The sequence below is a fragment of the Halobacterium wangiae genome (genome assembly GCF_021249345.1).
Taxonomy (GTDB): Archaea; Halobacteriota; Halobacteria; order Halobacteriales; family Halobacteriaceae; genus Halobacterium; species Halobacterium wangiae.
On sequence record NZ_CP089588.1, the window covers coordinates 1,188,554 to 1,211,307 of the forward strand.

At 69.7% G+C, this 22,754-nt stretch carries 25 protein-coding genes; 15 read left to right on the top strand and 10 right to left on the bottom strand.

Annotated elements, in window-relative coordinates; all coding sequences use genetic code 11:
* The first annotated feature begins 24 nt into the window (after positions 1-24).
* The gene (locus LT965_RS06595) at positions 25-621 is read left to right on the top strand and encodes an L-threonylcarbamoyladenylate synthase (protein WP_232703227.1); all 597 of its coding nucleotides are present in this window, start codon (positions 25-27) and stop codon (positions 619-621) included.
* Here the strand turns inward: LT965_RS06595 and LT965_RS06600 are convergent.
* The 4 genes from LT965_RS06600 to LT965_RS06615 all read right to left on the bottom strand — a co-directional run bounded on the left by LT965_RS06600 (position 604) and on the right by LT965_RS06615 (position 3,271).
* On the bottom strand, positions 604-1,068 hold the full coding sequence (locus tag LT965_RS06600; RefSeq protein ID WP_432419309.1) for a hypothetical protein: 465 nt from the start codon (positions 1,066-1,068) through the stop codon (positions 604-606). The two genes, LT965_RS06595 and LT965_RS06600, sit on opposite strands and share 18 nt — an antisense overlap.
* Before the next feature lie 227 nt (positions 1,069-1,295).
* Positions 1,296-1,928 carry a DUF2238 domain-containing protein gene (locus LT965_RS06605; RefSeq protein WP_232703228.1) on the bottom strand — a complete coding sequence of 211 codons (633 nt, stop codon included), beginning with the start codon at positions 1,926-1,928 and terminating at the stop codon, positions 1,296-1,298.
* Positions 1,928-2,593 (bottom strand): hypothetical protein, encoded by a 666-nt coding sequence (locus LT965_RS06610; protein WP_232703229.1) that lies wholly within the window; start codon positions 2,591-2,593, stop codon positions 1,928-1,930. The genes LT965_RS06605 and LT965_RS06610 overlap by 1 nt, the downstream gene beginning before the upstream one ends.
* A gap of 78 nt (positions 2,594-2,671) precedes the next feature.
* Positions 2,672-3,271 (bottom strand): conditioned medium-induced protein 4, encoded by a 600-nt coding sequence (locus LT965_RS06615; RefSeq protein ID WP_232703230.1) that lies wholly within the window; start codon positions 3,269-3,271, stop codon positions 2,672-2,674.
* Between the two features lie 106 nt (positions 3,272-3,377).
* Between LT965_RS06615 and LT965_RS06620 the strand changes: the two genes are divergently transcribed.
* The 4 genes from LT965_RS06620 to LT965_RS06635 all read left to right on the top strand — a co-directional run bounded on the left by LT965_RS06620 (position 3,378) and on the right by LT965_RS06635 (position 7,623).
* A complete protein-coding gene (locus LT965_RS06620; RefSeq protein WP_232703231.1) occupies positions 3,378-3,959 on the top strand; it encodes a biotin transporter BioY in 582 nt (193 codons plus the stop codon).
* Positions 3,959-4,714, top strand: coding sequence for an energy-coupling factor ABC transporter ATP-binding protein (locus LT965_RS06625; protein ID WP_232703232.1), 756 nt, complete (start codon positions 3,959-3,961; stop codon positions 4,712-4,714). The genes LT965_RS06620 and LT965_RS06625 overlap by 1 nt, the downstream gene beginning before the upstream one ends.
* Positions 4,711-5,418, top strand: a complete 708-nt coding sequence (locus tag LT965_RS06630; protein WP_232703233.1) for an energy-coupling factor transporter transmembrane component T family protein — start codon at positions 4,711-4,713, stop codon at positions 5,416-5,418. The genes LT965_RS06625 and LT965_RS06630 overlap by 4 nt, the downstream gene beginning before the upstream one ends.
* 72 nt (positions 5,419-5,490) lie before the next feature.
* The gene (locus LT965_RS06635; protein WP_232703234.1) at positions 5,491-7,623 is read left to right on the top strand and encodes a (Fe-S)-binding protein; all 2,133 of its coding nucleotides are present in this window, start codon (positions 5,491-5,493) and stop codon (positions 7,621-7,623) included.
* Here LT965_RS06635 and LT965_RS06640 read toward each other — a convergent pair.
* The 6 genes from LT965_RS06640 to LT965_RS06665 all read right to left on the bottom strand — a co-directional run bounded on the left by LT965_RS06640 (position 7,620) and on the right by LT965_RS06665 (position 11,654).
* Positions 7,620-7,988 (bottom strand): GerW family sporulation protein, encoded by a 369-nt coding sequence (locus LT965_RS06640; RefSeq protein ID WP_232703235.1) that lies wholly within the window; start codon positions 7,986-7,988, stop codon positions 7,620-7,622. The two genes, LT965_RS06635 and LT965_RS06640, sit on opposite strands and share 4 nt — an antisense overlap.
* 58 nt (positions 7,989-8,046) lie before the next feature.
* Complete coding sequence (locus LT965_RS06645; RefSeq protein WP_232703236.1) at positions 8,047-8,598, bottom strand: GNAT family N-acetyltransferase; 552 nt, start codon at positions 8,596-8,598, stop codon at positions 8,047-8,049.
* Between the two features lie 67 nt (positions 8,599-8,665).
* A complete protein-coding gene (locus LT965_RS06650) occupies positions 8,666-9,196 on the bottom strand; it encodes a GNAT family N-acetyltransferase (protein WP_232703237.1) in 531 nt (176 codons plus the stop codon).
* A 62-nt stretch (positions 9,197-9,258) separates the two neighbouring features.
* Complete coding sequence (locus LT965_RS06655) at positions 9,259-9,801, bottom strand: GNAT family N-acetyltransferase (protein WP_232703238.1); 543 nt, start codon at positions 9,799-9,801, stop codon at positions 9,259-9,261.
* On the bottom strand, positions 9,802-10,335 hold the full coding sequence (locus LT965_RS06660; protein WP_232703239.1) for a GNAT family N-acetyltransferase: 534 nt from the start codon (positions 10,333-10,335) through the stop codon (positions 9,802-9,804). It lies immediately after the preceding gene.
* A 74-nt stretch (positions 10,336-10,409) separates the two neighbouring features.
* Positions 10,410-11,654: an MFS transporter gene (locus tag LT965_RS06665; protein ID WP_232703240.1), complete on the bottom strand. Its 1,245-nt coding sequence runs from the start codon at positions 11,652-11,654 to the stop codon at positions 10,410-10,412.
* Between the two features lie 375 nt (positions 11,655-12,029).
* Between LT965_RS06665 and hemB the strand changes: the two genes are divergently transcribed.
* From hemB to LT965_RS06715, 10 genes are all read left to right on the top strand, one after another.
* A complete protein-coding gene (gene hemB, locus LT965_RS06670) occupies positions 12,030-13,010 on the top strand; it encodes a porphobilinogen synthase (protein WP_232703241.1) in 981 nt (326 codons plus the stop codon).
* Between the two features lie 314 nt (positions 13,011-13,324).
* Positions 13,325-15,139: an ammonium transporter gene (locus tag LT965_RS06675; protein WP_232703242.1), complete on the top strand. Its 1,815-nt coding sequence runs from the start codon at positions 13,325-13,327 to the stop codon at positions 15,137-15,139.
* Between the two features lie 150 nt (positions 15,140-15,289).
* Positions 15,290-16,627: a glutamate-1-semialdehyde 2,1-aminomutase gene (gene hemL, locus LT965_RS06680; protein WP_232703243.1), complete on the top strand. Its 1,338-nt coding sequence runs from the start codon at positions 15,290-15,292 to the stop codon at positions 16,625-16,627.
* Positions 16,628-16,682: 55 nt separating this feature from the next.
* On the top strand, positions 16,683-17,201 hold the full coding sequence (locus LT965_RS06685; protein WP_232703244.1) for a hypothetical protein: 519 nt from the start codon (positions 16,683-16,685) through the stop codon (positions 17,199-17,201).
* 106 nt (positions 17,202-17,307) lie between these two features.
* On the top strand, positions 17,308-18,477 hold the full coding sequence (hemC, locus tag LT965_RS06690; RefSeq protein WP_232703245.1) for a hydroxymethylbilane synthase: 1,170 nt from the start codon (positions 17,308-17,310) through the stop codon (positions 18,475-18,477).
* 1 nt (position 18,478) lies between these two features.
* The gene (cobA, locus tag LT965_RS06695; protein ID WP_232703246.1) at positions 18,479-19,219 is read left to right on the top strand and encodes a uroporphyrinogen-III C-methyltransferase; all 741 of its coding nucleotides are present in this window, start codon (positions 18,479-18,481) and stop codon (positions 19,217-19,219) included.
* Positions 19,216-19,932 carry a uroporphyrinogen-III synthase gene (locus tag LT965_RS06700; RefSeq protein ID WP_232703247.1) on the top strand — a complete coding sequence of 239 codons (717 nt, stop codon included), beginning with the start codon at positions 19,216-19,218 and terminating at the stop codon, positions 19,930-19,932. Before cobA ends, LT965_RS06700 begins: the two co-directional genes overlap by 4 nt.
* A gap of 375 nt (positions 19,933-20,307) precedes the next feature.
* Entirely contained in the window at positions 20,308-21,714 is a 1,407-nt protein-coding gene (recJ, locus tag LT965_RS06705; protein ID WP_232703616.1) for a RecJ family nuclease, read from the top strand.
* Positions 21,715-21,751: 37 nt separating this feature from the next.
* Positions 21,752-22,213, top strand: a complete 462-nt coding sequence (locus LT965_RS06710) for a DUF4442 domain-containing protein (RefSeq protein WP_232703248.1) — start codon at positions 21,752-21,754, stop codon at positions 22,211-22,213.
* A 327-nt stretch (positions 22,214-22,540) separates the two neighbouring features.
* Positions 22,541-22,747 carry a hypothetical protein gene (locus LT965_RS06715; protein ID WP_232703249.1) on the top strand — a complete coding sequence of 69 codons (207 nt, stop codon included), beginning with the start codon at positions 22,541-22,543 and terminating at the stop codon, positions 22,745-22,747.
* The last annotated feature ends 7 nt before the right edge of the window (positions 22,748-22,754 follow it).

The window sequence follows — 22,754 nt, forward strand, 5'->3', positions numbered from 1 at the left end:
TACTGGGCGGCCCGACGCACGACTATGCGCGTGTCCGACGACGAACTGGCGGCCGCCGCCGACGCGATTCGGGAGGGTGGCCTCGTGGTCTACCCGACGGAGACGGTGTACGGGCTGGCAGCGGACGCGCTCGACCCGGAGGCTGTCGCGTCGGTGTTCGACGCGAAGGGGCGGTCCCGGGACGAGCCGCTGTCGTTCGCGTTCCCCGACTGGGAGGACGCACTGGCGTACGTCCGCGTGGGTGAGACCGAGCGGGCGTTCATGGCGGAGTTCCTGCCCGGCCCGGTCACCGTCGTCTGTGCGAAACGCGAGCGCGTCCCCGACGTGCTCACGGGCGGACGGGACAGAGTGGGAGTGCGCGTCCCCGACCACGAGGTGGCGCTGGCGCTGCTGGAGCGGGTCGCCCCCGTCACGGCGACGAGCGCGAACCGCAGCGGCCAGCCGAGCGTCACCGACCCCGCCGACCTCGACCCGGCGTTCCGCGAGCGCGTGGGCGTCGTGCTGGACGGCGGCGAGACGCCGGGCACCGAGAGCACCGTCGTCGACGTCGCACGGGCCGAGATTCTCCGCCGGGGCGCGAACGCCGACGCCGTCGCTGCCTGGCTACAGCAGCGAGCGTAGCGTCCTCGTCTCGACGCCACACTCCTCGCGGTAGTCGCAAGCTCCACACTTCGCGTCGTCGTGGAGTCGCGGCGGCGGCCCGTCGAGAGACTGGGCCGCGCGGAGCGCACGACGGTAGGCGGCCTTCCGCCGGGTCGTCACGTCGAGTTTCCGGACGACGCCGTGTCTGGAGTACTCGACGTAGGCGCACTCGACCGGCATCTCCTCGCGCCAGGACAGCGCCTTCGCGGCGGCGACGGCCCGCACCGACTGGGGTTCCCAGACCCCCTGTTCGGGTGGACGGCCGGGCGTGACCACGGAGACCGCCAGCGGACCCGTGTGGACTTTCGCCGCACGGCCGTGTGCGTCCTTCCCGCGGAGGAACGCGTCGCTTTCCGCGGGCCGGGCGACCCGGGGGTGGCGGTCGAGGCTGGCGCCCAGGTTCGACCGGAACTCGGGGGGTGGCACGGCGAGGTCGAACGTCTCGAGGGCGGCCTCCGAGGCGACCGCGAGTTCGTCGTACCGCCTCGCGGCCTCGCGGGCGCGCTCCTACTCCGCGGGCGGGTCGCTCGCTTCGCGACGAGCGTAGTAGAGCTGGCGCGCGCAGTATGCGGCGCGAGCGATGTCGCCGAACGCGACTGAGTCGGACACGCGCCAGGTTGGTCCCGCCCTCGTACTTGAACGTTCGCGTGCGATTACTGGCTGCGCGCCAGCCACCAGGTCGCGACGCCCTCGGCGACGCCGACGAGGTGCGCCTGCCCGAAGACCGCGACGACGAGCGCTCCCAGCGAGTTGTACATGAGGTCGTTGACGGTGTCGTCGAGACCGTGCTGGGCGAGCGGCATCTGGAGGCCGGTCTGGGTGGCGACGATGTCGAGGCCGAACTCGAAGAGCTCCCAGACGACGCCGAACGAGAGGACGACGACGAAGATGTAGACGAACGCGACCTCCCGGGGGATGTTGATGTCCTCGTGGTGGAGGTCGATCGCCCGGGCGGTCGTGTAGCCAACGCCGGCGACCAGCGACGCCGACAGCGCGTGCGTGACGTGGTCCCACCACTCGATGTGGGAGTACAGCCCCGAGGAGCCCAGCGAGTGGAGCAGCACGGCGGTCGTGACCCAGAGCGCGAGCCACGGGTCCAGCGGGAGGCCGAAGTTGCGCTCCAGCATGGCCGGCACGAACGTGATGAGCAGTGTGACACTGCCGTTCATCACGGCCTTCGGGTTCCCGGTGAGGAACCCGTACGTGATCATCCCCACGAGGACGAGCTGCATCGCCCGCGTGATGCGGCGCTGGTTCGGGACCGACGGACGCGGGAGCAGTGTCATTACGGCATCACCCGTCCGAACGCCCGGCGGAGCCAGCGGTCGCGGCGCCGGAAGTACGCGTCGAAGAGGAGGCCAGCGGCGAACCCGGCGAGTGTCACCCAGACGAACTCCACCATGAGCGCCTCGTTCGTCGAGAGGTACGACGTCCCGAGGTAGTGGTCGGCGTTCCACCGGACGACCGCCCACACCGCCCCGGACGCGAGGGTCGCCATCACGACGAGCACGATGGCGAACCAGTGTGTGACCTCCAGGGACGTGAACAGGTGGAGTTCGACGACCACGACGAGCGCGACCGCCGCGAGCGCGAAGTAGACGGCGAACGTGCCGACCGTCCCGCCGAACAGCCCACGCACCAGTATCGGGAGCAACGCCAGCGCGAGCAGCTCCCACGGTAGCATGGCTCGCCACGACTTGAGCGCCGCGGGCGGGACAAGCACGACGACGGCGGCGGCACCGACGAACACCATCCACTGGCGGTCGAAGTCCAGAACACTCTCCACGAGCACGAGCGCGAGCACGGCCACGAACACCCACGCGATGAGGGCGTTCGCCAGGCTGTCCCGGAACAGTCGTGCGAAGATGTCCTCACCGGACTCGATGGCGAGGAGCTCGTCGACGGACTCGGCGTCGGTGTACTCGTGGTCCGAGCTGCCTCCGTCGTTCATTCGTTCACCCTGTGTCCCGTCGAGGGTATAAATCCGCCGACGGAGGGGTGCGAATCGGTCGCCCGTGACCTCGGAATCCTAGAAGTCGATGTCGGTCTCCTGACCCTCGGTGGCCTCGTCGAGGCCGTCCTCGTGGACGGTACTGGTGAGTCGCTCGGACAGTTCGCGGTCGCGGAGCGCGTTCTCGAACTCCGCGCGGTAGCGGTCGTTGACGCTCCGGATCTCGGCTCTCGTGTCGAGTGCGCGGGCGCAGCGGTGGACCACGTCGCGGCTGGCGCCCAGTTCCTCGGCCAGTTCGCCCGGCGTCGCGTCGGTCTCTCGGAGCTCTCTGAGCCGGTCGACGTCGAAGGGGACGTCGGTGTCCGCCTCCCGGAGGAGGTGGAGGTCGAAGCGGGTGCGAGCGACCGCGTCGGCGTCCAGGTCGTCGAAGCGCTCGGCGATCTCCGCGTCGCTCTCGCCCGCGTAGAACTGCTTGACGACGGCCGCCAGTTCGTCGTCGTCGAGGTCGGTGTCAAACTCGAGGCGGTCGCGCATGTCTGCTACGGCGTCGTGGAGGCGCTCGTCGACCTCGGTCTCCGAGCTGAGGGACCCGTGGGTGTCTGCCTGGGACTCCGTGACCGTCTCGTCGTCGGCGACGTCGATGAAGATGTCCCGGAGTTCCTCTGTCTTCTCGTCCATGCAGTACCTCGTTACTGTGTCCGTCCGCGGCTAAATGCCTGTTGCCTAACTTCCGAGCCTCCCGTAAACCGAGTGATTGAAACAGGTTGACGAGCGTCGTTCGAGCATGAGCGTCGGAACCGAGTCCGTCGACCTCGTCGGCGACAGCGCCGTCGAGAACGTCGCCCGTGCCGCGCTCTTCGCGGCGCTCACGGGCGCGTTCGCCTACGTATCGTTCCCGAACCCCGTCTCCCCGGTCCCGGTGACCCTGCAGGTGCTCGGCGTCTTCCTCGCGGGCATCTACCTCGGGCCGCTGTGGGGCGGCGTCTCCCTCTCGCTGTACCTCGTCGCCGGCGCCGTCGGCGCCCCCGTCTACGCCGGCGGGAGCGCCGGTCTCGGCGTCCTCCTCGGCCCGTACGGTGGCTACGTCTGGTCGTACCCCGTCGCCGCCGCGCTCGTCGGCCTCGTCGCCCACGGCACGGGCGACCTCTCCCTCCCGCGGGACGTCTCGATACCCCGCCTCCTCGCCGGGATGGTCGCGGGCACCGTCGTCGTCTACGCCGGCGGCACGGTCGGCTACGCCGTCGTCGAACAGATCGGACTCTATCGCGCGTTCGTCGTCGCCGCGGCGGCGTTCGTCCCCGCGGAGGCCATCAAGATCGCCGCCGCGGTCGGCGTCACCCGCAGCGAGGAACTCGGCGCGGCCTGATGCTGTCCGTCCGCGACCTCACGCACCGCTACGGCGACCGCGCCGCCCTCGACGGCGTCAGCCTCGACGTCGCCGACGGCGAGTGCGTCGTCCTCGCGGGGGCCAACGGCTCCGGGAAGACGACGCTCGTCCGCCACCTCAACGGCCTCCTGGTTCCCGACGACGGCGACGTGCTCGTCGACGGTACCCCCGTCCAGGACGACCTCGTCGCCGCGCGCACGAGCGTCGGGATGGTGTTTCAGGACCCCCGCGACGGCTTCGTCGGCGCGACGGTCGGCGCAGACGTGGCGTTCGGCCCGGAGAACCTCGGCCTCCCCCGTGAGGACGTCGAGGCCCGCGTGGCCGACGCCCTCGACGCCGTCGGCATGACGGGGCGGGGAGACGAACGCATCGACGAACTCTCCGGCGGCGAGCAGGCTCGGGTCGCCATCGCCGGCGCGCTCGCCATGCGACCCGCCCACCTCGTCCTCGACGAACCGTTCGCCGGCCTCGACTGGCCCGCTCGCCGGACCGTCCTCGAGCGCCTGCGCGCGCTCCACGCCGGGGTTCCCGCGAGTAGAGCGAGCGGGAGCTCGTCGGAGGAGCAACGCGAGTCCGACGGCGGCACCAGCCTCGTCGTCGTCACCCACGACCTGCGCGACGTCTGGGACCTCGCCGACCGCGTCGTCGTGCTGGCCGACGGCGAGGTCGCTGTAGCGGGGGCGCCCGAGGACGTCCGTGACGAACTACCCGACCTCGGGGTGCGGGCGCCGTGACCCTCGCCTACCGCCCGGGCGGGACCGTCCTCCACGGCCTCGACCCGCGAGCGAAGCTGGCGCTCCAGACGGGGTTCGCCGTCGCGGCATTCGCGCACACGACCCCGCTCGGGCTCGCGCTGCTGACGCCGCTGGCGGTGCTCGCTCCCCGGCTGGCGGGCGCGTCGGTGCGCGAGGCGCTCTCCGAGTTCGTCGTCGTACTCCCGTTCCTCCTCCTCGGACCTGTCGTCGCCGGCGTCGCGCTCGGACCGCCGTGGGTTCGTCCGGACGCCGCGTTCCACGCCGCGCTCGCGTCGTACCGCGTGGTGCTCGTGTTGCTGGTCGCCAGCGCGTACGTCTACAGCACGCCCGTCAGGGACTCGCGGGCAGCGGTCCGGTGGCTGCTCCCGGGTCGCGTGGGGCAGGCGGCCGGCGTTGGGGTCGGTCTCGTGTTCCGATTTCTGCCCGTGTTGCAGGCGGACCTCGCGGGCCGCCGGGACGCCGTCGACGCTCGGCTCGGGACCGAGCGACCGCTCCGGGAGCGGGTTCGCCTCGTCGCCGTCGGCGGGCTGAAGCGCGCGTTCGAGCGCGCAGACCGGCTCTCGGTCGCCCTCCGGGCGCGCTGCTTCGCGTGGAACCCGACGCCACCGCCGCTGCGCTTCGGGCGTGCCGACTGGCTCGCGACGGTGGGAGCAGTGGCGCTGGTCGCCGTCGCGGTCGCCTGACCCGTTCGAACTCCGGAAACGTTGGTCCGATTGTTGGCAAGGTTTAAGCGCGTCGTAGCCTGCCGTTCTGGTATGAATTCGTTCGCGCTGGCGCAGGCGGGGGCCGAAACGCGCCCCACGTTCTGGCGCATCGGTCACGTCGGCGAGGCACTGTTCTACTACCTCGCCTTCGTCGCCGTCGCAATCTTCCTGTTCGGCGTCTACCGCCGGTTCGCGACGTACGCGAAGGGGAGCGAGGACCCCGTCGACCGGCTCTCGGAGCTCCCGTCGCGGGTCGTCGCGGCGGCGAAACTCGTCGCCACGAACGAGAAACAGTTCGACCGCGACCTCACCGCGGGCCTCATGCACACGTTCATCATGTGGGGGTTCCTGACGCTGCTCATCGGGACCACCATCCTGATGATCGACATGGACATCTGGACGCTGTTCGCCGGCCAGCCGTCCTTCTTCGTCGGTGACTTCTACCTCGCGTACTCGTTCGTGCTGGACGCCATGGGGTTCCTCTTCGTCGTCGGCGTCGGGATGGCGCTGTACAAGCGCTACTGGACCCGCAACGACCGGCTCTGGGGGAAACACACCAGCCCCGAGGACGGGCTGTTCGTCTGGACGCTGTTCCTGCTCGGCGTCGGCGGCTACGTCACCGAGGGGTTCCGCATCCTCGGGACGAGCGCCACCCGGGACGTCTCCTTCGAGACGGTGAGCTTCGTCGGCTGGTTCGTCGCCGACGTCCTCCAGGTCGTGGGCTTCGGCCCCGAAGCGGCGGCGGCAGCCTACCCCGCGGTCTGGTGGAGTCACTCGCTGCTCGCGCTGGCGTTCGTCGCCACCGTGCCGTACGCCAAGCCGTTCCACATGATTTCGAGTTACGCGAACCTCGTCACCCGCGACGAGGACGCGGGCCGGCGGCTCCCCCGGGTGCCCGCGGACGCCGCCCCAGAGGACATCGGCCCCTCGGAGATCGAGGACTTCTCCTGGAAGCAGCTGCTCGACCACGACGCCTGCACGAAGTGCGGACGCTGCTCGTCGGTCTGCCCGGCGAAGGCCGCGGGCCGCCCGCTGGACCCCCGTGACGTCATCCTTGACCTGAAGAACTACCGCGAGGACCTGCAGGCGGGCCGCACCGACGAGGTGGACATCGTCGCCGACGGGGGCACCTCCGTCATCGACGCGGAGACGATGGACTCCTGTATGTCCTGCATGGCGTGCATGGACGCCTGCCCCGTCGACATCGAGCACGTCACGCAGTTCACGGAGATGAACCGCCGCCTCACGGAGTCGGGCCAGATGAACAAGAACGTCGAGGACGCCGTAATGAACGTCTTTCAGAAGGGGAACACGTTCGGCGACCCCGACCGCAAGCGCCCCGAGTGGACCGAGGAACTCGACTTCGAGGTGCCCGACGCCCGCGAGGAGGCCGTCGAGTACCTCTGGTACGTCGGCGACTACCCCTCCTACGACGGTCGCAACCAGCACGTCGCCCGCTCGCTCGCCCGCGTCTTCGAGGCCGCCGACGTCTCCTACGGCATCCTCTACGAGGACGAGCAGAACGACGGCAACGACATCCGCCGCGTCGGCGAGGAGGGCCTCTTCGAGATGGTCGCCGAGGAGAACATCGAGGCGTTCGAGTCCTGCGACTACGAGAAGGTCGTCTGCACGGACCCCCACTCCTACAACACGTTCACCAACGAGTACGACCAGTTCGGCTTCGAGGACGCCGACTCGGTCTACCACTACACGCAGGTCGTCGAGAACCTCGTGAACGCGGGTGCTCTCGGCCTCTCCGGCACGGAGCTCGACGACACCGTCACGTACCACGACCCCTGCCACCTCGGCCGCTACAACGGCGAGTTCGAGGCGCCCCGCGAGGTCATCCGCGCCACGGGCGTCACCCTCGACGAGATGCCCCGCAACCGCGCGGACTCGTTCTGCTGTGGAGGCGGTGGCGGCGGGCTCTGGATGGACTTCGAAGAGGAGCCCAAGCCAAGCGAGGAGCGCATCCGCGAAGCCCTCGAGGACACGGACGCCGGCCCCGCCGTCGACCGGTTCGTCGTCGCGTGCCCGATGTGCATGACGATGTACGAGGACGGTCGGAAGACCGGCGGCTTCGAGGACGACATCGAGGTCACGGACATCACCGAACTACTCGTCGAGGCCCTGGACGCGAACCGAGGCGGCGAGACGGGCGCCACGTCCGCCGCGGCGGACTAGCGCCGACCGAGCAGGACGCCCACGAAGAACGCCAGCACCGCGAATCCGAGCAGTCGCTTCCTGTCGCCGTAGCGCACGAACCGCGTCCCCTCCTCGCCGATCTCGAGTGCGCCGACCGGCGACGCTCTGACGCCGCCGCCCATCCCGTAACCCTCGTCACCGCCGGCCTCGCCCGCTTCCTCGTCGTCGCCCTCCTCGGCGGCGCTCGTCCCGGCGCCACCACCGAACCCCCACGCGACGCGCGCGACGGGAATCACGGTCCGGTCCTCGCGCTCGACGGGGTCGCCGTAGACGGTGCCGACGTCGCCCGCGTCCGCGAGCCGGTCGACGAGCGGCGCCAACATGCTGTCGATGTCTGTGGACATACGTTCCAGTACGTCGACCAACTGTATGGACCTTCGGCCGTCAGCCGGTCGCGGTGTGTCAGTGCAGCCACTCGTCGGCGAGGACGGCGTAGCGGTACTGGTCCAGCCACTCGCCGTCGCTGAACACCTCGCGCCGCAGCGTACCCTCGCGGACGAACCCCATGGACTCCAGCACCGCCGCCGACGCGTCGTTCGTCTCGTGGACGTACGCGGCGACCTTGTGGAAGCCACACTCCCGGAACACGTAGTCCAGCAGCAGCTCTGTGGCCTCGGTGACGTAGCCGTTGCGCTGGTACTCGGGTGCTATCCAGTACATCAGGAACGCGGATTTCGACTCCTCGAACACCCAGGGGAGGGCGACCACCCCCACGGGCTCCGGGTCGCCTTCCGCGTCTTCGGTGGGGCCGCTGCGCTCGTCCACGCAGACGAGGAACCGGTACTCCTCGTCCTCGACCAACTCCGCGATGTCGGCGCGTGAGCGGATGGTCGTCGACCCCAGCGGCCGTCGTACGTCGGCATGGTTGTGGCCGTACTGGAGGAACTCGTAGTCTTCTTCTGCTATCGGGTGGAGGGAGACGCTGTCGCCGGTTGCGAACGCGGGTCCTGGCATATCTCGACAACCGGGAACCGGTAGAATAGGTCTTCCCCCGGTGTGCGTGAGAGTGATTCGCTCGCCGTCAGTGCAGCCACTCGTCGGCGAGCAGGCCGTACGTGAACATGTCCTCGCGCTCGCCGTCGACGACGCTCTCCTTGCGGCGACGTCCCTCCTGAACGAACCCGAGCGACTCGAGGACCGCCGCAGACGGCTCGTTCGAGACGTTGACGCGGGCGGTCACCTTGTGGAACCCGCACTCCCGGAAGGCGTAGTCGAGGAACAGTTCGGTCGCCTCGGTGACGTAGCCGTTGCCCTGGTGTTCGGGCGCCACCCAGTACATCAGGCTGCCGCGGTCGGCGTGGCCACTGACGTAGCCGAACGCGACGACGCCGACCGGTTCTGGGTCCTCGTCCTCCGAATTCGAGCAGATCACGAAGTGGTACTCCTCGTCCTCGAGCATCTCCTCGACGTCGCTCAGCGTGCGGATCGTCGTGTCGGTGAGGGGAACGCGGACGTCGGGGTCGTTGCGGCCGCGCTGGACGAACTCGTGGTCCTCCGGTTCGATGGGGTGGAGGGAGACAGTGTCACCCGTCGTGAACGCTGGTCCTGGCATACGTGACCGTTGGCCCGCGGGGAGTTATGAGTTCGCTGAAGTGACTTTCACCTCGCCCGCTGTCAGGAGTCGAGCCACTCGTCGGCGAGGATGCCGTAGCGGTAGCTGTCGAGCCGTTCGCCGTCCACGAACGTCTCCTTCCGGTGGACGCCCTCGCGCTGGAAGCCGAGTTTCTCCAGGACGCGCTGGGAGCCGACGTTCGTCTCGACGACGAGCGCGTACACCTTCGCCAGGCGGCGCTCCTCGAACGCGAAGTCCAGGATCAGCTCCGTCGCCTCGGTGACGTAGCCGTTGGCCCAGTGCTCGGGCAGCACCCAGTACATCAGCATCCCCGACCCGTGTTTCGTCCGAATCCAGGGGACGTGGACGGCGCCGACGGGCTCTCCATCCTCGGACCGACAGATGAGGAATCCGAACCCGTCGCCGTCGTCGGAGACGCTGTTCTCGAAGTACTCCCGGATCTGCTCGCCGTTGCGCGGGTCGACGTCCGTCAGCGGGCGGCGGATCTCGGGGTGATTGCGGCCGCGCTGGAGGAACTCCAGATCCTCCTCCTCGATGGTGTGGAGGGCCACGCTGTCGCCCTCGGCGAAGACGGGGCCCGGCACTCAGACCCCCTCCCACTCGTCGGCCAGCAGGCCGAAGCGGTGGACGTCGACGTGCTCGCCGCGGACGAACTTCTCGTCGCGGAGCAGCCCCTCGCGCTGGAAGCCGAGTTTCTCCAGGACGCGCTGGGAGCCGTCGTTGGGTTCGACGACCTCCGCGCGGAGTTTGTGCAGGCGGCGCTCGGCGAACGCGTACTCGACCAGCAGGCCGACCGCCTCGGTGGCGTAGCCGTTCCCCCAGAACTCGGGGTCGAGCCAGTAGGCGATGGTGGCGGTGCCGGTGACGTCGTCCTCGCTGAACAGCGCCACCATCCCCATCGGCTCCTCCTCGCGGCAGACGAGGAGGGCCGCGCCGTCCTCGCTAGAGATGGCGTTTTCGAAGAACGCCTCGATCTGTTCGGCGTTCGCCGGGCGGTTCAGCGTCAGCGGCTGGCGCACCGCGGGGTCGTTGCGGACTCGCTGGACGAACTCGAGGTCCGCCTCCTCGACCGTCCGGAGGGTGACCTCGTTGCCGTCCGCGAACATGGGACCGGGCATGGCTAGGAGGCTACACTACGGGCAGTTAGCTGTTCGCTGAACGGAGTTTCACTAAGCGCCTCGACAGTTCGTCGTCACCACTCGGTGAGCGCGTCGCGGCCGTGGGAGTGAGTCAGCACGCCGAGGAACGTCGCGACGCCCGTGAGCGCGAACGCGCCGCCGACGTAGAACGCCCACTCCATACCGAACTGCGACATGAGCGCGCCGCCGAGCATCGGCGCGAGCACGCTCCCCGGCCGCCAGACGAGTTCCCGGACGCCGAACGAGGAGGCGACGCCGACGCCGTCGCTGCCCTCGTCGGCGAACAGCGCCATGCTCGCCGGCTCCCTGAAGGAGTCCGCGACGCCGAGCAGGCCGTTCACGACGAGCAGCGGGAGGAACGCGGGCGACAGCGACCCGAGCAGGGGGAACGACGTGGGTGCGCCGAGGGCGGCGCCGACGGCGGGCGTGAACGGCACGGTGAGCGCGACGAGGCCGTACGCCGTGCCGCCGACGGCGACGAACAACGAGCGCCCGTAGCGGTCCGAGAGGCTGCCCGTGTACGGCTGGCAGAGCATGTTCGTGAACTTCTCCGCGCCGAGCACGACGGCCACCACGGCGCCGCTGTAGGCCAGGCCACCCTCCGCGACGGTGAGGCCGGCGAAGACGGACACCCACGAGCGCACGAGCGTCACCGCGACGGCGTACTGCGAGCGGAAACTCGTCAGCGTGAGGATGCGGCGGTTCACCGCGAGGTCGCTGAACGGGAACCCACGGATGCGGGTGTCGTCAGCGTCGAGGAACAGCCACACCGCGGCGAACGCGACGACGAACTGCGCGCCGAGGAGGTAGAACACGGGTTCGAAGCCGTAGAGGTCGTAGAGGCCGCCGGCGGCGGCGAACCCGAGCAGGGAGGCCGCGAACCGCCACGAGTTCGCCTTCCCGATGTGGTTCGCGCGCGTCTCCTTCGTCGCGAGTTCGCCGACGAGCGCCAGGCTCAACAGCCCCATGCCGGTAGCGAGGATGCCCTGCCCGCCCCGTACGGCGACGAGTTCCCACGACGAGTCGACGACGACGAACGCCCCGGAGACGACGACGCCGAACCCCAGCAGGCCGAGGAGCACGTCGCGCTTGTCGTAGCGGTCGCCCGCCCACGCCAGCGGCACGACGGCGACGGCCTGCGTCGCCGTGAACCCCGTGAAGAACAACCCGAGCATCAGCCCCGAGGCGCCCAGTTCGTTGGCGTACTTCGGGAGCAGCAACGCGAGCGCGCTGAAGCCGAACCCGCCCGCGAACCGCGTGACGTACAGCGCGTAGAACTGGAGTCGGTCCCGGTTCACAGTCGCGGGTGGCGGAGAGCCGCCAAGACTGTTGTGAAACCGGGTGGCGACGATGGGTTCCTGACGCTGCCACAGCCGGTGGATTCAGCCAGCACGACAACCGGTCGCCTGGCGGATGGAAGGGCGAGGACGGCTGCGGGAACCCCGACGACGGTGAGCCGAGCGAAGCGAGGCGAACGACGGGAGAGCTTGCTCTCCCGGAACAAGCACTGGAGTGAGCGGAGCGAACGAAGCGCGCAGCGAGTCGCGGGGCCGCAGCCGTCCGAGGGCTTTCTGGCGTGAGTGACTCCTTGGTCGATCGTTACTTCTCTCCTGTACTTCGCTCCTGCCGCCGCTTCCGCGAATCCTTTTGTCCCTGGGCCCGGAGTGCCGGCTATGGACCTCACGGACCGACCGCGTCGCCTGCGCCGGGACGGCGTCCGCGACCTCGTCTCGGAGACGACGCTCTCTCCCTCGGACTTCGTGGCGCCGGTGTTCGTCGACGCCACCGCCGACGAGCGCCGCCCCATCGAGTCGATGCCGGGCCAGGAACGCGTCCCCCTCGACGACGCCGTCGAGCGCGTCGAGGAAGTGCTCGCGACGGGCGTCGAGGCCGTCATGCTGTTCGGCATCCCCGAGTCGAAGGACGAGCGCGGCACCCGCGCGTACGCCGCGGACGGCGTCGTCCAGGAGGCCACGCGCCGCGTCACCAGCGAGACGGACGCCTACGTCGTCACGGACGTCTGCCTCTGCGAGTACACGAGTCACGGCCACTGCGGAGTCGTCGAACACGACGCCGCCGAGAATCCGACGCTCACGGTGGAGAACGACGAGACGCTGGAGTTGCTCGCGAAGACGGCCGTCTCCCACGCCGAGGCGGGCGCGGAGATGGTCGCGCCGTCGTCGATGACCGACGGGATGGTCGGCGCCATCCGCGAAGCGCTGGACGACGCGGGGTTCGTGGACGTCCCGATCATGTCCTACGCCGCGAAGTACGAGTCGGCGTTCTACGGGCCGTTCCGGGACGCCGCGGACGGCGCGCCCGCGTTCGGCGACCGGCGGCACTACCAGATGGACCCGGCGAACCGCCGGGAGGCGAGCCGAGAGGTCGCCCTCGACGTCGAGCAGGGCGCGGACGTACTGATGGTCAAGCCCGCGCTCCCGTACCTCGATATCGTCTCGGACGTGCGGGAGCACTTCGACCGGCCGGTCGCGGCGTACAACGTCTCCGGGGAGTACGCGATGCTCCACGCGGCGGGCGAGCAGGGGTGGCTGGACGTCGAGGCGACCGCTCGGGAGAGCCTGCTGTCCATCAAGCGCGCGGGGGCGGACCTGATCGTGACGTACTTCGCCGAGGACGTGGCGGCGACGCTGTGAGCGCGAGCAGCGGCTACCCGAGGCATCCCCCGTAGCCGGAGCGCGCACGCCCGAACCGCCGCGGTTCCGGCAACATTCTCGACAACGTTCGTCCACTCCCGCTGGACGAGCGTCCCGTCTTCTGGACGAAATACAACCTTATATCCACCCAATCCGCTTGTAGTTCGGTCGAACGTCCACATACCATCAGTAGAATTGTGCAATTGTCGAGCAAACCTTTAGGTGGGAAGGCGTTGTGCCACTGTTCTGTTCATGTACGAAACGAACACGCTAGATTCGCCCGATAATCGCAACGAACGTCCAGTGGAGGAGAGATGGTAGACGCCGCAGTCGCGGACAGCATCAACAGCGTCTGGGTGCTGGTCGTCACGTTCCTCATCTTCTTCATGCAGCCCGGGTTCGCGCTGCTAGAGGCCGGACAGGTCCGCGCGAAGAACGTCGGCAACGTGCTGACGAAGAACATGACCGACTGGGCGATGGGCGTGCTGGTGTACTTCGTCGTCGGCGCGGGCGTCGCCGGCGTCGTCGGGATGCTGACCTCCGGCGCCGCGTTCGACCTGGCGGCGGCGTTCTCCTACGTCGGCGCGCCCGGGTCGACCGGCTGGATCGACTGGGTGTTCGGCGCCGTCTTCGCGATGACGGCGGCGACCATCGTCTCCGGCGCGGTCGCCGAGCGGATGGACTTCCGGTCGTACGTGCTGTTCGCGGCCACGCTGACCGGCCTCATCTACCCCGTCGTCCAGGGGCTGACCTGGAGCGGCGGTCTGCTGGCCCTGGCCGACAACCCCGCCAACAACGGGTTCGTCGCCGACCTCCTCGGCGTCGGCTACCTCGACTTCGCGGGCGCGACGGTCGTCCACATGTGCGGCGGTCTCGCGGGGCTCGTCGCCGCGAAGATGGTCGGCCCCCGCCGCGGCCGCTTCGACGCGAACGGCGACAGCCAGCCCATCCCCGGCCACTCGATGCTGCTCGCCGTGCTCGGGACGCTCGTCCTCGCGTTCGGCTGGTACGGCTTCAACGTCGGCACGCAGGCGACGGTGCTCTCGGTCGCCGACGACGGGAGCGTCTCGTTCATGGGTGCCGCGCTCGGTCGCGTCGTCCTCGTGACGACCCTCGGCATGGGCGCCGGCGCCGTCGCCGCCATGCTGGTGTCGACGCTCCGCCAGGGCAAGCCGGACCCGCTCTGGATGGCCAACGGCCTGCTCGCCGGCCTGGTGGCCGTGACGGGCGCGGTCCCGCACGTCACCTGGTGGGGCGGCCTCGTCATCGGCGCCATCGGCGGCACGCTCGTGCTGCCGACGTACCGCTGGGTCGTCGACTCCCTGAAGATCGACGACGTCTGTGGCGTCTTCGCGGTCCACGGCGCCGCGGGCGCGGTGGGGACCGTCCTCATCCCCGTGTTCGCGGCTGACTCGGCCGGGACCGCGGTCCTGGGCGACGCGTGGGCCTTCGGCGGCCTCGACCAGTTGGCGATGCAGGTCGTCGGCGTCGCGGTCATCGCCGGCTGGACTGTCGTGGCGTCCGCAGTGGTGCTCACCGTCGCGGACGTGCTGTTCGGTCTCCGGGTCAGCGACGAGGAGGAGGACCTCGGGCTGGACCGCGGCGAACACGGCGTCACCGTCTACCCCGAGTTCGTCGGCGACTCCGCCTCGGACGGGAGTCCGACCGCCGTCGACGGCGGCGAGGTCCGTACCGACGGCGGTGACGACCTCGACGGCGAGCTCCGTACGGACGGCGGTGAGCGGCACTCCGAATCAAGGTCTTCGTCTGAGCAGAGCTCAGGCGGCGACATCAAGATGGTCGTGGGCGTCGTCCGCCCGGACCGCCTCCGGGAGGTGAAGACCGCGCTCGCGCAGGTCGGCGCGCCGAGCATCACGGTGACGAACGTCTCCGGGCGCGGGAGCCAGCCCGCGAAGACCGGGCAATGGCGCGGCGAGGAGTACACGGTCGACCTCCACCAGAAGGTGAAAGTGGAGTGCGTGGTCGCCGACATCCCCGCCGAGGAGGTGGTCGCGGCCATCCGCGAGGCCGCGGACACCGGCGAACCCGGCGACGGGAAGATATTCGTCCTCCCCGTCGAGAACGCGGTCCAGGTCCGGACCGGCATCGAGGGGCCGGACGCGGTCTGAGTCGGCGACCGCGCGGTCACCGGACCTCCCGATTTCGGCCGCCTGCCGTGCCTCGGGCGGCCGTCGTCTCCGACACGCAGCGCCGCAGTTCACCCGGTGGCGAACACCGGACCCGACACCTATTTTCCGCGACCCTCCCAACCCCCGTCCATGAACCGGGAGAACTCGCGGGAGAGCTACGACCGCGCGCTCGACGTACTCGTCGGTGGCGTGAACTCCGCCGTGCGCGCCGCCCCCCAGCCGTACCCGACGTTCGTGCGGAAGGGCGACGGCGGCCACGTCGTCGACGTCGACGGGAACCGCTACGTGGACTGGGTGATGGGGCTCGGGCCGCTGCTGCTGGGCCACGACCTCCCGGACCCCGTGCAGGCGGCCGTCCAGCGCCGCACGAGCGAGGGGCCGATGTACGGGATGCCGACCGAACTCGAGGTCGACCACGCCGAGTTCGTCGCCCGCCATGTACCGAGCGTGGAGATGGTGCGGTTCGTGAACTCCGGGACGGAAGCGACCACCTCCGCGGTCCGGCTGGCTCGCGGCTACACCGGCCGCGACAAGATCGTCGTGATGCAGAGCGGCTACCACGGCGCCCAGGAGAGCACGTTGGTCGAGGGCGACGCGGACCACCACGCGCCGTCGAGCGCCGGCATCCCGGCGTCGTTCGCCGAACACACCATCCCCGTGCCGTTCAACGACGCCGACGAGGCGACCCGCGTCTTCGAGGAGTACGGCGACGACGTCGCCTGCGTGCTCGTCGAACCGCTGCTCGCGAACAAGGGTATCGTCGAACCAGTCGACGGGTTCCACGAGACACTGCGGGACCTCACGCGGGACCACGGCGCGCTGCTCGTCTGGGACGAGGTCATCACGGGTTTCCGCGTCGGCGGTCTCGGTTGCGCGCAGTCGAAGTACGGCGTCACGCCCGACCTCACGACGTTCGGGAAGATCGTCGGCGGCGGTTTCCCGGTGGGCGCCATCGGCGGCCGCTCGGACCTGATGGAGGAGTTCACGCCGGTCGGCGACGTCTTCCAGGCGGGGACGTTCTCCGGCCACCCGGTGACGATGGCGGCGGGCCACGAGACGCTGCGCTACGCCGCCGAGAACGACGTCTACGAGCACGTCAACGACATCGGCCGACAGCTCCGCGAGGGCCTCCAGGAGATCGTCGCCGAGCAGGCGCCCCAGTACACCGTTGTCGGCACCGACAGCCTGTTCAAGGTCGTGTTCACCCGCGGCGGCGAGGCCCAGTCCGGTCCCTGCGAGGACGGCTGCCGGCAGGACCCCGACTGCGAGCGCTTCGACGCCTGCCCGAAGAACGGCGCGGACGTCGGCCGCGGCGCCGTCGAGCGCTGGAACCGCGTGTTCCGCCCGCAGATGCTCGACCGGGGCATCATGCTCTCGCAGAACCAGTTCGAGTCGCAGTTCGTCGCCTACGGCCACACCGAGGAGGACGTCGAGCGGACACTCGACGCCTACCGCGAGGCACTGTAGGAGCTCCCGCCCGCGGATACTACGTTTTCAAGAGGCGGGAGTTCCAACCACGACTGTGAGCGAACTCCGCGTCGACTCCCGCTGGTGGTACTGGGTCGCGGTCGTCCCGGTGATCACCACGTTCTGGCTGCTGAGCGCCGTCTGGGTCGCCGTCGTCGTACTCGTGGTGCCGGAGGCCTCCACGCCGACGACGAGTTCGGCGGTCGTCTCGATCCCCGCGGTGGCCCTCGGCGTCCCCGCGCTGGTCGCGTTCCTCGTGCTCCCGCTCGCGCTCATCCAGGACTCGCGGGCGGTCGAGGAAGCGGGCGGTCGCTGGTCGGGGCTCGCCGAGTGGGCCGCCCAGCTGGCCGTCGGCGTGGACCTCGCGCTGCTCGCGGGCATCTACCTCTTCTTCGAGGGCGACGCGAGCGTCGTCGACCCGGACCCGCTGGGCACGCTGCTCATCGGCATCGCCGTCCTCGCCGGGACGTGGCTCTGCGTGCGCTACCTCCGCGAGCGCGCCAGCGTCGTCGCGATGCCGACGTCGCTGCGGGAGTGGCGCTCGGAGCTCCGGGGCGACGCGACGCGGCGGTAGCCGCGCCGGGCAGGACCCAGTACTCTGGGAGTCCCGCCGACGAGACTGGTGTGGCTCCCGCGCCGCGAACGCAGGGGGTTTCAATGGCGCGTGCCGAGGAGTGAATATGAGCAACGAACCGATACGCCTCGCGTCCCGTGGGTCGGAGCTGGCGCTCCGGCAGGCCGGCGAGGTCAAGACGACGCTCGCCGACCGACGCCACGAGGTAGAGGTCGTCGAGGTCGAGACGAAGGGCGACCGGGTGACCGACGCCCTCATCAGCGAGCTCGGGAAGACGGGCGCGTTCGTCCACGCGCTCGACCAGGAGGTGCTGGAAGGCAACGTCGACGCCGCCGTCCACTCGATGAAGGACGTGCCGACCGAGATGGCCGACGACCTGCTGGTCGCGGCCGTCCCGCGACGGGGTAACCCGGCTGACGTGCTGGTGACACCCGACGGCGCGACACTCGACGAACTCCCCGCGGGGAGCGTCGTCGGCACCGCGAGCCTGCGCCGGGGCGCACAGGTGCAGGCCCGCCGACCGGACCTGACGGTCGAACCCATCCGCGGGAACGTCGACACCCGCGTCGAGAAACTGCTCGCGCCCGCCCTGCAGGCCGAACACGAGGCCCGCACGGAGGCCGAGAAGGAACGGAAGGCCGAGAACGGCCGCGAGCAGCGCAGCACCGACAATGAGACCATCCGCGGCGGCATCCAGAACATCGAGGAGAACCGGGACGACGAGGACGACTCCCGGGAGAACGCGGAGTACGACCAGACGGTCGAGGAGTGGTTCGAGTCGCTGTCGCCGCTCCAGCAGTCCGCGATGGGCCGGGAGGTCGACACCGAGTACGACGCCGTCGTGCTCGCTCGCATCGGCCTCGAGCGCACCGGCCTGATCCACCACGTCGGAATCGCCGAGTTGCCCAAGGAGAGCCACGTGCCCTCGGCCGGCCAGGGCGCGCTCTGCATCACAACGCACCGCGACAGCGACGTCGCCGACGACCTGCGGGAGGCGCTCGACCACGTGCGCTCGCGGGTGGAGACGACCGTCGAACGCGTCGTCCTCGAGGAACTCGGCGGTGGTTGCATCGCGCCCATCGGCATCTACGCGCTACTGAAGGGCGAGATCGTGCGGACGTCCGTGCAGGTGTTCAGTCGGGACGGTACCGAGCGGGTCGCGGAGACCCGGGACCTCGACGCCGAGAACTACGCCAGCGAGGCCCGCGAGTTCGCGGCCGACCTCCGGGAGCGCGGCGCCGCAGAGCTCATCGAGGCGGCCCGGCGGGAGGCCTGAGATGCCCGGGACGGTGTACCTCGTCGGCAGCGGCCCGGGCGACCCCGAACTGCTGACGGTGAAGGCGAAGCGACTGCTCGACGAGTCAGACGTCGTGCTCCACGACAAGCTGCCGGGCCCCGCCATCCTCGAGGAGATTCCCGAGAGCAAACGAGAGGACGTCGGGAAGCGCGCGGGCGGCGAGCGCACCTCCCAGTCGGAGATCAACGAGCGCATGGTCGAACTCGCCGAGGACGGCAACGACGTCGTGCGCCTGAAGGGCGGCGACCCGTTCGTCTTCGGCCGCGGCGGCGAGGAGATGCAGTACCTCGCCGCACACGGCGTCCCCTTCGAGGTTGTGCCGGGCGTCACGTCCGCGGTGGCAGCGCCCGCCGCGGCGGACATCCCGGTGACGCACCGCGACCACGCCTCCAGCGTCTCGTTCGTCACGGGCCACGAGGACCCGACGAAACCCGAGTCCGCGGTGGACTGGGAGGCGCTCGCCGACACCGGCGGCACCATCGTCGTGCTGATGGGCGTCGGCAGACTCCCCGACTACACCCGGGAACTCCGGGACGCGGGGGTGGACCCCGAGACGCCCGTCGCGCTCGTCGAGAAGGGGACTCGCCCCGGCCAGAGAGTCGCCACGGGCACGCTCGACACTATCGTGGACGTGCGCGACGAGGCGGGCATCGAACCGCCAGCGGTGACCGTCGTCGGCGGCGTCGCGGGGCTCTGGGAGGACGTGGAGGCCGGGCGATGAACGTCGCCGTCTTCCGCCCGGACGACGAGCGCCTCGCCGAGGCCGTCGCCCTGCTCGAATCGCTGGGCGCGACTCCCGTCCCGGACCCGATGCTCGCCGTCGAACCCACTGGCGCAGCGCCCCGCAGTGACGCCGACTTCACGCTCCTCACGAGCAAGACCGGCGTCGAACTCGCCGCCAGCGAGGGGTGGGCGCCCGGCGACACCGTGCTCTGCGCCATCGGCGAGGCTACCGCCGAAGCCTGCCGCGACGCCGGCTGGACGGTGGACCGCGTCCCCGAGGAGTACACGAGTTCGGGGCTCGTCGCCGCGCTCAGCGAGGACGTGGCCGGCGCGCGCGTCGAAGTGGCGCGCTCGGACCACGGCTCCGCGGAACTCACCGACGGCCTGAACGACGCGGGCGCGTTCGTACACGAGACAGTGCTATACGAACTCGTTCGACCCGCCGGTGCGGGAGAGTCCGCCGAACTCGCCGCGGACGGCGACCTCGACGCCGCACTGTTCTCGTCGTCGCTCACCGTCGAACACTGGCTCGACGCCGCCCGCGAACACGGCATCGAGGCGGCCGCGAGGGACGGACTCCGGAGTGCGGTGATCGGCTGTATCGGTCCGCCGACCCGCGAGACGGCCGAATCCCACGGAATCGACGTCGACGTGGTTCCCAAGGACGCCGACTTCGAGCAGCTTGCACGGGCGGCCGTCGAAGAGCGCTGAGGCCTCGATTTCTGCGACCAGCGTTCCCGAGCGGCGGCTTCTGCCGTGAATCGACCACTCTCCTCGGTGCGACCCCCTCCATCGGGCAGAAGTCCGGTTTCCCGCACCTGTAGAGCGCTACGCTCCCGTTTTCTGTGTGCCAGTGTCAGTGGTAGAGCGACACCAGCTAGAATCGATAAATCGTATTCTGCGATATAGAATTGCCAGGGTGGCGCACGAGAACGAGCCAGACGAAGCCCCGCAGATCGACGGCTGAGCGGCCAGGAGCGCGAAATCCCGAGTTATGACCGCCTTACTGGCCGTCTCGGGGCGTTCGAGCAGTTGTCCGGGGTCGAGGCCCGCAGTTTATACCCGATGGCGCGCAACACTCTCTCGATGGACGCACCGGTCCCGGAACTCGAAGCGCGGGCGGACGCCTGCGCAGACGCCCTCCGCGACGCCGACAGCGTGTTACTGGCGTCGCACATCGACGCCGACGGCCTGACGAGCGCTGGCATCGCGTCGACGGCGCTCGAACGCGCCGGCATCACGCACGACGTGGTGTTCTCGAAACAGCTCGACGACGAGGAGATCGCGGGCATCGCGGCCCACGACCACGACACCGTGCTGTTCACGGACTTCGGGAGCGGGCAACTGGATAGCATCGCCGAACACGAGGAACGGGGCGACTTCACACCCGTCATCGCGGACCACCACCAGCCCGCCGAGGCGGACACCCAGTTCCACCTGAACCCCCTGCTGGAGGGCGTGGACGGCGGGAAAGAACTCTCGGGCGCTGGCGCCAGCTACGTCCTCGCGCGGGCACTACTCAGCGACGAAGCGACGGACCTCGCGGCACTCGCGGTGGTCGGCGCCGTCGGCGACATGCAGACGGTGAACGGCGAACTCGTCGGCGCGAACGTCGCTATCGCCGAGGAGGGCGTCGCGGCGGGCGTGCTGGACACCGCGAAGGACCTCGCGCTGTACGGCACGCAGACGCGGCCGCTGCCGAAACTGCTGGAGTACGCCAGCGAGGTGTACGTCCCCGGCATCACGAACGACCAGAACGGCGCGATGCGGTTCCTCGACGGCCTCGACGTCGACCTCCACGACGGCGGCGACTGGCGGACGTGGGCGAGCCTCGACCACGACGAGCGCCAGACCGTCGTGAGCGCGCTCGTCAAGCGCGCGGTGCGCAACGGCGTCTCCGGCGACAAGGTGACGGACCTCGTTGGGACGACGTACACGTTGCTCGAGGAGGAAGCTGGCACGGAGCTCCGGGACGCGAGCGAGTTCTCCACCCTGCTGAACGCGACGGCTCGCTACGAGCGCGGCGACGTGGGTCTCGCGGTCTGTCTGGGGGAACGAGGCGAACCGCTGGACTCCGCCAGGGAACTCCTGCGGACCCACCGCCGGAACCTCTCGGAGGGGCTGTCCTGGGTGAAAGACGAGGGCGTCACCGTCGAGGACGACCTCCAGTGGTTCCACGCGGAGGACCGCATCAGGGAGACCATCGTCGGCATCGTCGCCGGGATGGCGCTGGGCGCTGAGGACGTCGAGAGCGACCGCCCCATCGTCGGTTTCGGGGAGAAGAACGACGAGGAGGTGAAGGTGTCCGCGCGTGGCACCCCGGCGCTCGTCAACCGTGGACTCGACCTCTCCGTCGTGATGCGGGAGGCCTCCCAGTCCGTCGGCGGCGACGGCGGCGGCCACACGGTCGCCGCGGGCGCGACCGTACCGAAGGGCGAGGAGCGCGCGTTCCTCGACGCCGCGGCCGACGAGATCGCCGCCCAGATCGAGTGACGGAACGCCTAACTGAGGGCGGATCGAACGGTTCTGCGTGCTCCCGAGCCTCGACGCACTGCGAGCGCGGATCTACCGCCTCGGGTTCTCCTACTTCCCCGCGTACTGGACGACGGGCGCGAAACTCGTCGACCTGGCGCCGGACTTCTCGTCCGCTCGCGTGGCGCTCCCCCTGAACTGGCGCACGCGGAACGTCGTCGGCACCACGTTCGGCGGCAGCATCTACGGCGCCGTCGACCCGGTGTACATGGTGCTGTTGCGGAGCCGCCTCGGCGACGCGTTCACTGTCTGGGACCGGGCGGCGAGCATCGAGTACCACGAACCCGGCAGGGGGACGCTGTACGCCGACTTCGAGGTGCCCGACGCGGACGTCCGAGAGCTCCGCTCGCTGGCCCCCGGCGAGTCGACCGAGCGCGTCTACGAGGTGGCGGTCGTCGACGCCGACAGCGAGGTCCACGCCGAGGTGGAGAAGACCCTGTACGTGCGTCGCGACGAGTGACTACCAGGTCGCTTCGCAGACACGCAGCCAGTTCTCGAACGCTATCCTCCGCACGTCCGACGCCGGGTAGCCGGCGTCGTACCCGGGTCGTCTGCCGGTTAGCCCACCGTAGCTGCGCCACAGATTGTGGGCGGGAGAGGAGTGTACTTTCGGCCACCCCCAATTTTATATATCGCAGCATGGAGTTTATCGTGTGCGGGGAGAGGTCCACGAGAGGGCTGGACGAAACGCCCAGAGACAGCCACTCGAGTGGTGAGAGCCGGGATTCCACTCCCACGGGCGCGCGAGAGGACACGACACAGGAGGAGAACACAGAAGGACCACAGGGTGAGCCTCGACCAGCACCTGGAGGCCTGGTGTGGAACGACCATCGAGCTCCGCCCGGGAACGGAACCGGCCGTCGAAACCGAGGTGCCGACCAACGACGACCTGCCGACGGCCCCGGCGATCGAGACGAGTCGAGAGTCGCGGGCCACAGGACGAGAGCCACCGACAGACCCGGAACGTGAGCACATCGGGAGCGGTGAACGGTGATACGGCG